The organism is Corynebacterium sp. HS2168-gen11, assembly GCF_024834075.1.
In the GTDB taxonomy this organism is placed as follows: Bacteria; Actinomycetota; Actinomycetes; order Mycobacteriales; family Mycobacteriaceae; genus Corynebacterium.
The window spans coordinates 19,709-32,880 of sequence record NZ_JANUXR010000012.1; the positions used below are offsets into that span (position 1 = coordinate 19,709).

The 13,172-nt window shown below is 49.8% G+C and carries 11 protein-coding genes; 6 read left to right on the forward strand and 5 right to left on the reverse strand.

Annotation, left to right across the window (positions count from 1 at the left end):
• The first annotated feature begins 125 nt into the window (after positions 1-125).
• Positions 126-977, forward strand: a complete 852-nt coding sequence (locus NXS99_RS08745; protein WP_259288295.1) for an RNA methyltransferase — start codon at positions 126-128, stop codon at positions 975-977.
• A 59-nt stretch (positions 978-1,036) separates the two neighbouring features.
• On the opposite strand, the gene NXS99_RS08750 is transcribed toward NXS99_RS08745, so the two are convergent.
• The 3 genes from NXS99_RS08750 to serC all read right to left on the reverse strand — a co-directional run bounded on the left by NXS99_RS08750 (position 1,037) and on the right by serC (position 4,304).
• Positions 1,037-1,981, reverse strand: coding sequence for a DUF6928 family protein (locus tag NXS99_RS08750; RefSeq protein WP_259288296.1), 945 nt, complete (start codon positions 1,979-1,981; stop codon positions 1,037-1,039).
• Positions 1,982-1,997: 16 nt separating this feature from the next.
• Complete coding sequence (gene sepH, locus NXS99_RS08755) at positions 1,998-2,963, reverse strand: septation protein SepH (protein WP_259288297.1); 966 nt, start codon at positions 2,961-2,963, stop codon at positions 1,998-2,000.
• 210 nt (positions 2,964-3,173) lie between these two features.
• Complete coding sequence (gene serC / locus NXS99_RS08760; RefSeq protein WP_259288298.1) at positions 3,174-4,304, reverse strand: phosphoserine transaminase; 1,131 nt, start codon at positions 4,302-4,304, stop codon at positions 3,174-3,176.
• Positions 4,305-5,158: 854 nt separating this feature from the next.
• Here serC and NXS99_RS08765 point away from each other — a divergent pair.
• From NXS99_RS08765 to NXS99_RS08785, 5 genes are all read left to right on the forward strand, one after another.
• Positions 5,159-6,451 (forward strand): citrate synthase, encoded by a 1,293-nt coding sequence (locus NXS99_RS08765; RefSeq protein ID WP_259288299.1) that lies wholly within the window; start codon positions 5,159-5,161, stop codon positions 6,449-6,451.
• A gap of 149 nt (positions 6,452-6,600) precedes the next feature.
• Entirely contained in the window at positions 6,601-6,960 is a 360-nt protein-coding gene (locus NXS99_RS08770; RefSeq protein WP_259288300.1) for an FKBP-type peptidyl-prolyl cis-trans isomerase, read from the forward strand.
• 211 nt (positions 6,961-7,171) lie between these two features.
• A complete protein-coding gene (locus tag NXS99_RS08775; protein WP_259288301.1) occupies positions 7,172-8,026 on the forward strand; it encodes an aldo/keto reductase in 855 nt (284 codons plus the stop codon).
• A gap of 11 nt (positions 8,027-8,037) precedes the next feature.
• Complete coding sequence (locus NXS99_RS08780; protein ID WP_259288302.1) at positions 8,038-8,820, forward strand: enoyl-CoA hydratase; 783 nt, start codon at positions 8,038-8,040, stop codon at positions 8,818-8,820.
• Between the two features lie 350 nt (positions 8,821-9,170).
• Entirely contained in the window at positions 9,171-10,208 is a 1,038-nt protein-coding gene (locus tag NXS99_RS08785; RefSeq protein WP_259288303.1) for a hypothetical protein, read from the forward strand.
• 281 nt (positions 10,209-10,489) lie between these two features.
• On the opposite strand, the gene NXS99_RS08790 is transcribed toward NXS99_RS08785, so the two are convergent.
• Together NXS99_RS08790 and NXS99_RS08795 are read right to left on the reverse strand one after the other, a co-directional pair.
• The gene (locus tag NXS99_RS08790; RefSeq protein WP_259288304.1) at positions 10,490-11,455 is read right to left on the reverse strand and encodes a DUF1906 domain-containing protein; all 966 of its coding nucleotides are present in this window, start codon (positions 11,453-11,455) and stop codon (positions 10,490-10,492) included.
• 185 nt (positions 11,456-11,640) lie between these two features.
• Positions 11,641-12,930, reverse strand: coding sequence for a cation:proton antiporter (locus tag NXS99_RS08795; RefSeq protein WP_259288305.1), 1,290 nt, complete (start codon positions 12,928-12,930; stop codon positions 11,641-11,643).
• Positions 12,931-13,172 lie beyond the last annotated feature (242 nt).

A 13,172-nucleotide genomic window follows, 5' to 3' on the forward strand; every position in this document is an offset into this window, starting at 1 on the left:
GCGGTTGCGAACCGACGCCACACCCAGTCCAGCTCGCGACACTGCAATATCGCACATCGGGCACGCACAGCGTCCCAACTGTTCGTGATAGCGCATCTTGTTGGCGGTGAGCTACTGTTACAGATATGGAATTACAGCATATTACTGACCCCTCGGATCCGCGTGTCGACGATGTCCGCGATCTGAAACACTCAGACACTCGCCCAGATTTACCAGGCGGTAAGGGCCTGGTAATCGCAGAAGGGCCGCTGGTAATTTCGCGTCTGTTACAGTCGCGTTTTCCTGTTCGAACGTTAATCGGATTCCCCGAAAAAATCACCAAGTTCCTCGAGACATATCCTTACCCCGAGCAACTTGAATCTGTTGAGATCTACACTATTGATCGACCAACGCTCGCCGAAGTTGTTGGCTACGACATGCATCGTGGCCTATTAGCAGCAGCCGATCGCGCGCCGGGTATGACAATTGCAACTGCACTTGCACACGCACATACGGTGGTGATTCTAGAGGGCGTGGGCGATCATGAAAATATTGGCTCAATTTTCCGCAACGCAGCCGGCATGGGCATCGACGCGGTGTTATTTGGCAATGGTTGTGCTGATCCACTGTATCGTCGCGTTGTGCGAGTCTCTATGGGACATGTCTTGCGCTTGCCGTTTGCGCATTTTGAAGGTAAATCCACCAATTGGCAGCATGGCCTTGCTGAACTTCAAGCAGCAGGGTTCCGATTAGTCTCATTAACTCCGGACGAGCAAGCAGCGCACTTAGCCGATGCGCTATACGACGAAACGGGCACACCGTATCCAAAAATTGCATTCCTCGTGGGTGCAGAAGGTCCAGGCCTTACCGAGCATGCTATGCGGGCAACCGATATTCGGGCGAGAATCCCGATGTCACCTGGAACTGATTCGTTGAATTTAGCAACCGCAGCGGCAATTGCGTTTTACGAGCGTAATCGTGGATTCCGCAACGCTTAAGCCTATGAAGGACAACGTGCAGGCCTGATGCTTTTCTTGCCTGCACGTTGGTGCCTAGCCTATTCGGTGAGATCCTCTGGCTTGGGGTGCGTCGAATCAGAAGTATCAGATTGCGGTGGGGAAAGCTTTGGCCGATCCGTATGCTTGAGGCGATACACGAGCTGTGCGCGCAGTCGGCCGACTTTTTGCATTGCCTGCTTGCCAATGATGCGGGCGTGGCTCAACGATTCACGGGCAAAATTTCCCAGCTCGTTGTTGTCTTCCTCAAAGTCATCTTCACTGTAGGACTCATAATCGTCATATTCACGACGCTGTGGGCCAAGCCCCAATCGGGCAGATGCCTCATGTGCGAACTGGCCAATATCACGACTACGCGTGGCACTCGAGAACCTCGGCTCAGGGCGACCATCAATGGCATAGGCAACAATATTAATATCGATACCGGCATAAGGATCAAAGCCCAACCAGGAACGTTCTGCCTCGTGGACTAACTCAATTGGGGCAAAGGGCAAGGCAATGCCTCCTTGACCATGTGCATGCTCACCTGCCCAATAACTTGCCTCAAACGGCTCTACCAGGCCGGTATCTTCATAGACACGCGTAGGTGTTGCTGCAAAATGACGTTTTAACGTAGTGCCGTGCCAGTGTGCAAATGCGCCGAATCCGGTAGCCTTGTTCGTCGCAAAGCAGTAAATATTTGCGGCTGGAAGTGCAGTGAGTAAATACTTTGGCAATTGTGTAAGTGCAGTCACTGGGGCAAGCGCGGTCTGAATCACACTAATGCCAGGAAACGCGGCAATATAGTATTCGCCAAGCGAAGGCGGAACGGAACGATTGAGCGCAAATTGCCCAATTGGACTCACCGGCGCTTTTGGATGCAGCAGTGCCAGCAACTTTCGCCCGAAGCCACGGTCAGCCTTCGGAGCAGTTGCAATCACTTTTTCCGGATGCGCCGACGTCACAAACCACAAAGTGACAATCAGCTGTTGATGATCGCTATTCACAAGCTGTTACCACCAATTATTTACGGGGACGCTTGGTATTGCTGCGGACACCGAGCAGTACGTCTTCCCAGTGCGGAGTGACAGCTTTGCGACGCCGCCTGGTCGTTGACATTTGCTCTGTATCAGGATGCTGCAGCAGGTCTTCGCCGTGTGCTTCTTCGATAACTACAGGTTCTGGCTGCTCCTCAGTTGAGGCAATTTCAGTGGTTCGGGCGGTGGCGATTGCCGAGAGTGAACGCACTGGCTGGGCAAAATTCGGGTCGATCAGATCCGCTGCAAGCCCATTGCGTGCAATTGTCGTTGCGTGAGAAGTATTGTGCTTGAGCAAATTCCACTCGGCAATATTTTCATTAATGCCCGACATCCACTTCACCTGCACGACCCACTGATTTGCAGGATCTCGGTAGGCATCCCATTCAGATTGGCTTAAGTCGAGATTGCGGGCCGCAAATGCTGTGGCTAATACTTCCCACAGGGTTAATCGTGCAGGTCCGTCCTCACGGACTGGGTGCGAGCTTTTCGCGAGCTTAGCGATGTGCGCGCGTTCAATAAAAATTGGGTGTGCGTACGGTTCGATTCGTGATTCTGGTACGTCATTTTCTGCCGCAAGTTCAGCGATACTTGCACCCGAACGAATGCGTGTCTGAATTTCGCGTGGTGCCATCTTCAATGGTGCTGATAGACGCGGATCGACAGTGTGGACAGGCTTTGTCGGAGCAACCGCTTCTTCCGATTCTGCTGGAGCATCCTCAGTAGCGTGTTCGTGCTCTGATTCTTCGGAATGTGTATCCGCATCTGAGGAAGGAGGCGTTGGTTGTGCTGGCGTTTCAGGCTGGCCGGAAGAATCTGTCGCTGGTGGTGCGCTGAACGTATCGCGAAGCTCAGGGGTCACGACGAGGAAAAATTGTTCATTGGTTTCATGGTCCACCAATACAAGGGAAGAAGTGGTGGATTCAGCTTCAACCAAGAAGAGTTCCTTCATGATCTTTAAGCTCCTATCAATGAGAATGCGAACGAACTGCGCGCGAATCGAATCGGTGTTTGTAATTTTTTTACTGTATCGGATTTTTGGGAAATTAGCAGTTGCTACGCCGTATTTCGGCTGCTTGGTTCAAGACAGTATGCGCCTTTGCTGGAACTATGAAAATAACCATAATCAGCAAAGGCGCATTCGGTGGTGGCGGCGGAAACCTTAGACGGTTACGTATCCACCATCAATGATGTAATCAATAGCTTTGGTGAGCAATGCGACGTCGGTTGCATCAATAGCTGGGAACATGCCGATACGCAGTTGATTGCGGCCTAGCTTGCGATATGGTTCAACGTCGAGAATGCCATTTGCGCGCAAGATCTTTGCCAGTGCACTTGCATCGACAGTCTCGTCGAAATCAATGGTGCCGACGACCAGGGAACGTGCATCAGGATCAGCAACAAATGGTTGTGCTTCCTTGCGCTGCTCAGCCCAGGTGTACAGAGTTTGAGCATTCTGTGAGGTGCGTGCCACCATTGCCTCAAGACCGCCTTGTGCGTTCATCCAAGCAACCTGATTTTCTAGCATCAGCAAGGTTGTCAATGCTGGGGTGTTATAGGTTTGGTTCTTCAGGGAATTATCAACCGCGGTTTGTAAGTTCAAGAACTCTGGAATGAAACGGCCGGACTTTGCAATCTTTTCGATGCGCTCGAGGGCACGTGGGCTCACAGCTGCCAGCCACAGGCCACCATCGGAAGCGAAGCATTTTTGTGGAGAGAAATAATAGACATCGGCTTGTGACATATCGACTGGTAGGCCGCCTGCACCAGAAGTAGCGTCGATGACTACTAACGCGTCACTGCCAGCTGGTCGCACAATATCCACCATTGCGCCAGTTGAAGTCTCGTTATGTGCCCATGCGATAACGTCGCAACCTTCCATTGCGACAGGAACTGGAGCGTTGCCTGGATCAGCGTTGATGATAGTTGGCTCATCTAGCCAAGGTGCAGCTTGGGAAGCTTGTGCGAACTTGCCGGAAAACTCGCCAAACACGAGGTGACCGGATTTCTTTTCAATCAAACTGAAAGTTGCAGCATCCCAAAAAGCGGTTGCGCCGCCGAGTCCCAAAATGATTTCGTAGCCAGCTGGTAGCTGGAATAGTTCAGCTAAACCAGCACGAATTCGACCAACGACATCTTTAACCGCTGCTTGGCGATGGGAAGTGCCAAGGATTGCGTGTGCGCCTGAAACGATGGCTTGCACTTGCTCGTCACGTACTTTTGATGGGCCGCAGCCAAATCGTGGATCTGCCGGAATTAAGGAAGATGGCAGTGTTGGGAACTGATCACTCATGTTCACGCTTTCTTAAGCAAGGTCCTTACGTACCTCTAGGAGATGTATGTAAGAAATTGGGAAGGTGGAAATCCCACGTCAACACTGCGTCTACGATCACCGAACTTATGGGCACGACCGCGCGCATGAGTATTTGGTGGGTGAACAAAAGCATATCTGGTTTGTGTAATTTTTCCTATCTCGCAGGGGCGACGGGTAGGCGAAACACTAAACGTCGAGGCCTATCAGGCAGTTCGTACGACTGTTGGTATAACTGTTGGCGCGACTGCACATGTGGGTAAGGCGGGAAACGTCATATCAGGCAATATAAGAATTGCAATCAATCATTGGGGGTGTAGTGGGGGTAGAAAATATTGTCTTTGCCTGCAGATTTGCTGCACTTTTACCCTAATTGTCATGTATGTCACATGTTTTGATACACTGAGGCTTGCCTAGACGGGTAGTATTAAGAGAAATTCTTGATGATGGTAATTATCAAGAACTTATATATACGCAGAGTCAGGAAACGGTCGAATCCCAGAAACGTTACTGGGAACTTTGATTGTGTAGCACAACTAAATAACTGAGAGAGTAAGTGTTTTTTCAACAAAACTGCTACGAAATATGAGTTTGGCTCGCACTCATCGAGGGGTCATAGCACGAGATTTCTCTTGTGCGGTGTCATATCGATACGGATGGGGCCAAATATCCAAGCGTGACACGGAAAACCTTGCGTCAGTATTGGCGTACATGCTGTGAACAGCAAAATTGCCAAACACTCATGGTGCTTGTTTGAGCACGCAGACATACATCGAAGTTGTGAGATGCAATGACGATGGTGATTGATTGTATTCAACAACGAGGAAAGGGAAGCTGTGGCTACGAATAACGAAAAGGCGGTACTGCATTATCCAGGTGGCGAGTTTGAGATGGATATCATCCACGCGACCGAAGGTAATAGCGGCGTAGTACTTGGCAATATGCTTGCAGAAACTGGCTTAGTAACGTTTGATCCAGGTTATGTTTCCACCGGTTCCACAGAATCGAAGATTACGTATATTGATGGTGGCAATGGCATTTTGCGTCACCGCGGTTATGATATTGCCGATTTAGCAGAAAATGCCACCTTTAATGAAGTTTCATACCTGCTGATTAACGGTAAATTGCCGAATCAGGCAGAGCTGGAAAAATTTAATTCTGAAATTCGTCATCATACTCTTTTAGATGAGGACTTCCGCCGACAGTTTACGATCTTCCCACGTAATGCTCATCCGATGAGTGTGCTGGCTTCTTCGGTGAATATTTTGTCCACCTATTATCAAGATCAGCTGAATCCACTTGATGAAGATCAGCTTGATAAAGCAACTGTACGGTTGTTGGCAAAGGTGCCGATGCTTGCGGCTTACGCATATCGTGCGTCTAAAGGCCTGCCATATATGTATCCAGATAACTCTTTGAATGCTCGTGAGAACTTCTTGCGCATGATGTTTGGTTACCCAACCGAGCCATATCATGTTGATCCAGTTGTTGCCCGCGCACTTGATAAGTTGCTGATCTTGCACGCTGACCATGAGCAGAACTGCTCGACCTCGACCGTTCGTATGATTGGTTCAGCACAAGCAAATATGTTCGTGGCTGTTGCTGGTGGCATTAACGCCCTTTCTGGCCCATTGCATGGTGGCGCAAACCAAGCTGTTTTGGAGATGCTGGAAAATATTGCGGCAAATGGTGGCGACGCTTCCGACTTCATGACTCGCGTAAAGAATAAGGAAAAGGGTGTTCGCCTCATGGGCTTCGGACACCGCGTGTATAAGAATTACGATCCACGTGCTGCGATTGTCAAGGACACCGCACATGAGATTCTCGAGCACCTCGGCGGCGATGAATTGCTGGATCTGGCAATGAAGTTAGAAGAGATTGCGCTCAGCGATGAATACTTCATCGAGCGCAAGCTGTATCCAAATGTCGACTTTTACACCGGTTTGATCTACCGTGCGATGGGCTTCCCAAGCGACTTCTTCACAGTCTTGTTCGCTATTGGACGTCTGCCAGGTTGGATTGCCCAGTACCGTGAGCAGTTGGCAACCACCACCAAGATTAACCGTCCACGCCAGATTTACACCGGTGAATCTTTGCGCAAGGTTACACCACGTTCTGAGCGCTCATAATTCTTGTGTGAGCTGCAAATTGAGGCCTGTTGAATAAAAACCAGTAGAATGGTAGGCATTCGTTCAACAGGCCTTCTTGGCATGTATGGAACAATGCTTGTTACACGAACAAGTGATATAAAAATTTTTTAAGGAGTTGTATTCCCTTTATGGAGAAGCCAGTTATCGAGATTCCTGGTGGCGAAGCCCCAGCAGACCTAGTTATTACTGATCTTATTGAAGGCGATGGCCCTGTTGCACAACCAGGTGGCATGGTCGAGGTTCACTATGTTGGTGTAGATTTCGCAACCGGTCGTGAGTTTGACTCTTCCTGGGATCGTGGACAGTCCATCGAGTTTCCACTTGCAGGCCTCATTGCAGGTTGGCAAGAAGGTATTCCTGGCATGAAGGTTGGCGGTCGTCGTCAGCTCGTGATTCCACCAGAGGCTGCGTATGGACCAGCCGGTGGCGGACACCCACTTTCTGGCCTAACCCTCGTATTCGTGATCGACTTGTTGGCAGTTCGTTAATCAACACTTCTCACGCGATATTGCGCACCCAAGAATTGTGATTTTGCACAGCAATTCTTGGGTGTTTTGCATACTTGGAAGTAAGTATCCGGCAGTTGATGGAGAGTGCGTGCCACGAGGCGGCGTCGTCAAGCCTGAAGTGCGGAATAGAATCGCCCGATCGGGGGCATTCGGGTAGCGCCTGCACTGCAGACACGGTAAGAATGAATATATGATTGCCCGTTACGTTCCCGAAATACAGCTTAACGACGGTAGCTCGATGCCGGCTATTGGTCTTGGTACATGGAAATTGGCTGGAGAAAGTGCCACACGCGTGGTTCGCGACGCTATTAATTTTGGCTATCGGCATATTGATACCGCTGCGTTTTATGGGAACGAACGAGAAATTGGCATCGCGATCGCGCAGGCAATTGCTGCAGGTGATGTCACGCGCGAGGAACTGTTTATTACTTCAAAGGTATGGCAGGATCATCAGGGTTTTGATTTAGCGCAACAATCGTTTCAAGACTCCTTACAGCGTCTAGGAATTGAGTACCTCGACTGCTATATGGTGCATTGGCCGTGGCCACAGCAGGGGCGCTATGTGGAAACTTTTGAAGCACTGGTGCATCTGCAAGGCCTTGGGCAATTGCGATCAGTTGCAGTGGCAAACTTTAATGAACAACAATTGCGTGATGTCCATGCCGCAACTGGTGTTGTGCCGGCGATCAATCAAGTAGAATTGCATCCTGGTTTTTCTCAATCTGAGTTGCGCAAGGCGCATGAATCCTTAGGCGTTGTTACCGAAGCTTGGGCGCCGCTTGCCCGCGGTGACGTGCTGGATAAAGATGTTGTAGTGACCCTGGCTGAACATTTCGGGAAGACCCCAGCACAGATTGTGCTGCAGTGGATGTATCAGCAAGGTATTTCGGTGATTCCAAAGGCTTCGCAGCAGCATCACCTGGCTGAAAATATTGACATCTACGATTTTGAGTTGTCGCCAATTGACAGTGCAGCAATTGTTGCTCTTGATCAACAGCCTGGTAGTGGTCGGTTGTACGCGGATCCAGAGGTATTTCCAGGCTAATGGTGGAGAATATGAATACAGTTTTAGTGACTCGTGACGAACGTGTCCTCACGATAACCTTAAACCGTCCTGAACAGCGCAATGCACTGAATGTGCGGATGTGTGAAGCAATTGCAAGCGCAATCGACGACGCTATCAGCCAACCGCGTTTGCAGCGTCCGAGGGCGGTTGTCATCCGAGGAGAAGGATCAGTATTTTGCGCTGGTGCCGATATTGGCTCAACTCGTGATGATGAAGATGAGCGGAGTTCAGGCGTATATGGAACCACTTTTACCGAATCATTTTATGCAATGCTGGAGTTAATCAAACATGCTCCAATGCCAATTATCGCAGCGATTCAAGGTCCAGTCATAGGTGCTGGTGCGCAGTTAGCACTGGCTTGTGACTTAAGGATTGGTACTCCAGAGGCTTGGCTGCGAATTCCTGTCGCACGATTAGGCTTTGCACTCGACGGCTGGACGTTGCACCAAATTCGTGACACCTTTGGTGGCGCAAGGGCGCGAGCATTGCTTATGGGCAGTCAAACTCTTGATGCCGCAACATTGGAATCATGCGGGTTCTATTCTTTGGTGTATGAAACTGCAGCCCAGCGCGAGCAATATGTTGCTGAAATTACTGCTCTTGCACCATTGGCACAAGAATATGTCAAAGTGTTTTATGCTGCCGATTATCCAGATACGGCATTATCTTCCGAGCTACAAGAGCTTTATGATGCATGTTGGGGCAGTAAAGATGTGGAAGAAGCACGTACCGCACGCAAACAACATCGCCCCCCAAAGTTCACTGGAAATTAACATCAAGCGTTTCAGCCGCATTGTTATGGATGACGATGATGGCTCGCGATGACGATGATGGCTGCAGTTTGCGTGCACCCGCAGCAGCGTTGATGATACAAGAGGTGCCGCTGGCTAGTGGCACCTCTTTCCATGTAAGTAGCGATTCTGCATACGAGGTTTTCTGAATGCTAGATTGCAATGAGAAGGCGATTGTATGAGGCAGAGCAGTAGTAGCAATGATGCTGATGTTCAAGCAAAGGTGAAGCTATTACACTCATGAAGGCTAGTAGTAAGAAGCTTTGGCAGTGAGCAGTATATTCGTAGCAAGACAAGTAAGAAATGTGCAGCATTGACAAGCAGGAGCGGTAATGGTTAAGCAGAGAACCGATAGCATACGTAGTCGTACATGCGCTCGTTCACAGCTTGCATGGTGGATTCGTTCGTCTGTTGCGCTTGGATGTCTGTGTCTTGTCAGTAGCTGTGCTACCTCTGAACCGAGTGTCCAGCATTCGTTGGAACGTACCTGGCTGTCACACAAATATGAAGATGGAGCGCAGTATACGCTGACACTCGCTGGATTTTCTTCGCACGTACCAGAACAAAGCTTTGATGATCCTTTGTCTTACCAATTGACATATGTTGATCTTCGAGGTGGTTTACATGTTGGAAGTTCAAATGAATATGTCAGCCGTGCCGCCTTAAGCTTAATCAAGCTGTACATTGCACAATATGTTATCCAGCATGGAGATGCCGATGAACAGGCTGAAGCTTTGACAATGATTCGGAATTCTGATGATGATATTGCAACAGAACTCTATGCGAAATACCCAACGGCCATTGAATCAATTGCTACCCAGTATCATCTCACTGGCACTGTGGCAGATCCACGCTGGGGATATTCCTTAAGCTCAACGTATGATGTGGCCTTTTTCTTGGCGCAGTTGATGCGCGAGGATTATGACTCGCCGGTATTAGTGGCGATGCGCGAAACAGATGCAGTAGCAAAAGACGGTACATCGCAAGACTATGGCACTGCGGTGTTACCTGGTGTCGTCGGCACGAAATTTGCGTGGTCGAATGATAAAGACTTATTTGCCACAGCTTCTTACGGGCATGATTTTATTGTTGTCGCCAGCAATTATGGTTCAGCGGAAGATCTTACGCATTTAGTGGAACAACAATTCATGCACGTGCCTACTTCCACGAGGGTGCGGCCAGTGCCTACTTCCACGAGGGTGCGGCCAGTGCCTACTTCGACGAGTGTGCGGCCAGTGCCTACTTCGACGAGTGTGCGGCCAGTGCCTACTTCGACGAGTGTGCGGCCAGTGCCTAGTTCGACGAGTGCGCGGCCAGCTTCTGGTTCCACAAAAGCACGGCCATCACCTACCACCGCAGGTAGGAAATAGCCTTGTGTAACTATTGGAATGATCGCAGGCGTTGTTGTTGATAGATGCCCGCCTATCTGGCGTGCAGCATGCTTTGAATGTGCAAGGACATCTAGGTGTTCGTGCTTGTCGACGCTAGCCACCTCGTGTGAGTGAAAGTTCCCAGTGCGTAGACTTATTTTGCTGGAAGTGTAGGTGCCGGACATACAAGAGAGAAACATGAAAAAGGTTGTGTTTTTTAGGATCTTCAGGAAGAAGAACACCGAAACACAACCTTTTATATTGCAAGTGGTATGAAAGACCTAACTTGAAAGCTTCATGAGAGTTACAGCGAGATCGAGCTGTTGTGCGCTTGGTACAGCAAAACCATTGCTGCCTGGAAGTACTGCAGCAATTTGGGAAGCCGTAGTTGCAAGGTCATGCAAAGTTTGACCGTTAATACCAGGTGCTGGTGCCGGGGCAGGAGCTGGTGCTGGCTTAGGTGCGACAGGCAGCGCAGGGATGGAAATCTTTGGCAATGCTATTCCCGGATTGCCAGGTGTCCACTGACCCCAGTCTGCTTGATACACATTATTGATATCACTGAGCACGCCGCCAACGGTTGCTTGCTGGCCAGCTTTTTGGTGAATAGTGGTTCGTGGGTGGATTCGGCCTTGAGAACCCCAGTCATGCTGCCAATAGTAGGACCCTAAACCATCACGCGAAGCCCACTCGATTGTGTTGTAGTTGCCGTAAATACCAAGCGAGTAGCCACCTGTTTGTAGTGCAGTTTGAAAGGCTTGCAGATACGGGCGAATCTGATTGGTGTATTGGGCGTAGGTTGGGTTGTCGTCGATTGCCACATAGATTGGACGTCCAGTTGGTCCGCCTGCTGCACGGTGCAAAGCGATCGCTTGTGGTGCATGAATGGCAGCGCCTGCAGCGCCTTGTTTCCAATCGGCAGTTTCTGCACGACCGAACTGATACACAGATGCGGTTTTGAGGCCATGAGCTGCGTGATCACGAGTTTCTTGGATACCAACTGGCTTGCCCTTCATCCATTCAGCGCCGGGACGACGCTGGGAGACATAGCGTACGGTTCCGATGTGTCCTGCTGCGCGAACTGCTGCACCACTTGGGACACCAGCTGAATAGTCTAAAACAGTGCCCAGGATTGGGCCGAGAGCATGGGCTTGTGGTGCGGCAGGTGCGGCGGTGCTGATGCCTAATGCAAGCACAAATGCACTAGCTGCCGCAGCAAAGAAATTGCGGCTTCGAGTTGAAAACATGGGACTCCTTGGTGATCATATTCGTCACTTTTGTAACACTAGGCAACAACTTTAACATCTTTATTAGGATTTGAAAATGATATGCTGCAAATATCTGTGGTAAACCGAAAAGCGCCCTCTGAGTTTCTGAACAATCTAAAAACTCAGAGAGCGCTGGAAAAATTACGAATGTTTCCGCGAGTAATTTATGACGAGGTAGTTGGCGCGGAATCCTGTGCGTCGGCGTCGTCAAGCGTCTGTGCTGCAGGTTGCTCTTTTGGCTCTAATAAGTGTGCGAGCAATGGGAAAAGCAAAACCGTGATCGAACCAGCTGCAACGAGTGACGAGGCTTTGGCTTCGCTAATTAATTCGGAAGAAATTGCCACGTCAGTAACGGCGACGATAATCGGCAAAGCGGTGGCGCCATACAGACTGAGCTGGATTTTTTCGCGTGCCGTGGTCAGCTGTGAACCAGTGTGGAAGAACCATTCGCGCAATAAAATTGGCAGGCCGCGCGTGATATAAATCAGTGGAACCAGCAGGATGAGAATAATCGGGTCTTCTAGCACTGCAGCAGTGTCGATGCTCATACCAGAGCCGATGAAGAATACGGGGATCACTAAGCCATAGCCAACAATATCGAGGCGCTGCTCGAGGGCGAGCTGGTATTTTTGCGGCACAATCTGACGCAGAATAAAACCTGCGGCGAATGCGCCAAGCACCACATCGAGTTTAAATACCGCAGCAACCGCCATTAGGAGTGCAAGCATTAAAATAACTAAGCGAACAACCGCCTGATTCGTCGAACCTGCAGAATGCACCATCGCGCGTCCCATCCATGGCACGAGCATTTTCACGGTACGCGGAATAATAGCAACCACAATTGCAATACCGAAGAAAAGTACCAGGATGAAGGTGGTCAGCCAAGTTGCGCGAGACGACAATAATAAGGACATTGCGAAAATTGGGAAGATTTCGCCAAGCGCACCGTGGACCAGCAATGATTTACCAACGGGTTTATCTAAAATTTCTTGCTGCTTCATAATCGGCATGAGCGTGCCAACAGCCGTGGATGTTACAGCGATCGCCAGCACAATTGCCGTTGCGGTGTTTTCTGGCGTCAAAAGCACGTACGCACCAGCAAAGGACAACACGATGCACAACAGCCATGTCACTGCAGCGCGTTTGCCTTCTTTGGATCGCACGGTTGCTGGGACGATTTCATAACCAGCAAGTAGGAACAGCATACCGAGGCCAAGTTCTTTGACCATGCCAACGCCACCTTCAGCTGTGGCAAGGTGTAGACCGTGTGGCCCAATTAATGCACCAAGTACAATTAACAACACCACGGCAGGAATACGAGCTCCTGTTAGCCAAGATAATAAAGGCGCAAGAAACGCGGCTCCCATAATCCATGCAAATGAGACGAGTTCATCAGCTTCGAGCGCTCCTGATGCCAAGATGAGTGGCTCAGGGGAAAATGCAGGTGCAAACATGTCGCTAATCCTAGTCGTTTGTGGCAATCAAGGAGGATTACACGAGCACAACTGCGACACAATATGGAAAAGTTGGCGTTGAGGTGTCCGTCGTGCGGTAACGCTGTGCGATAAATGGCTCTTCGCATTTTAGCGGGGTGAAGCGGAAATACTCGGTGGATTTACAAACCTAGTATCAACGACGAGTGTAAGTCATTTAAAGCTAGCAACTGTGTTTGTGTTGCCGGGAATACAGCAGTGAT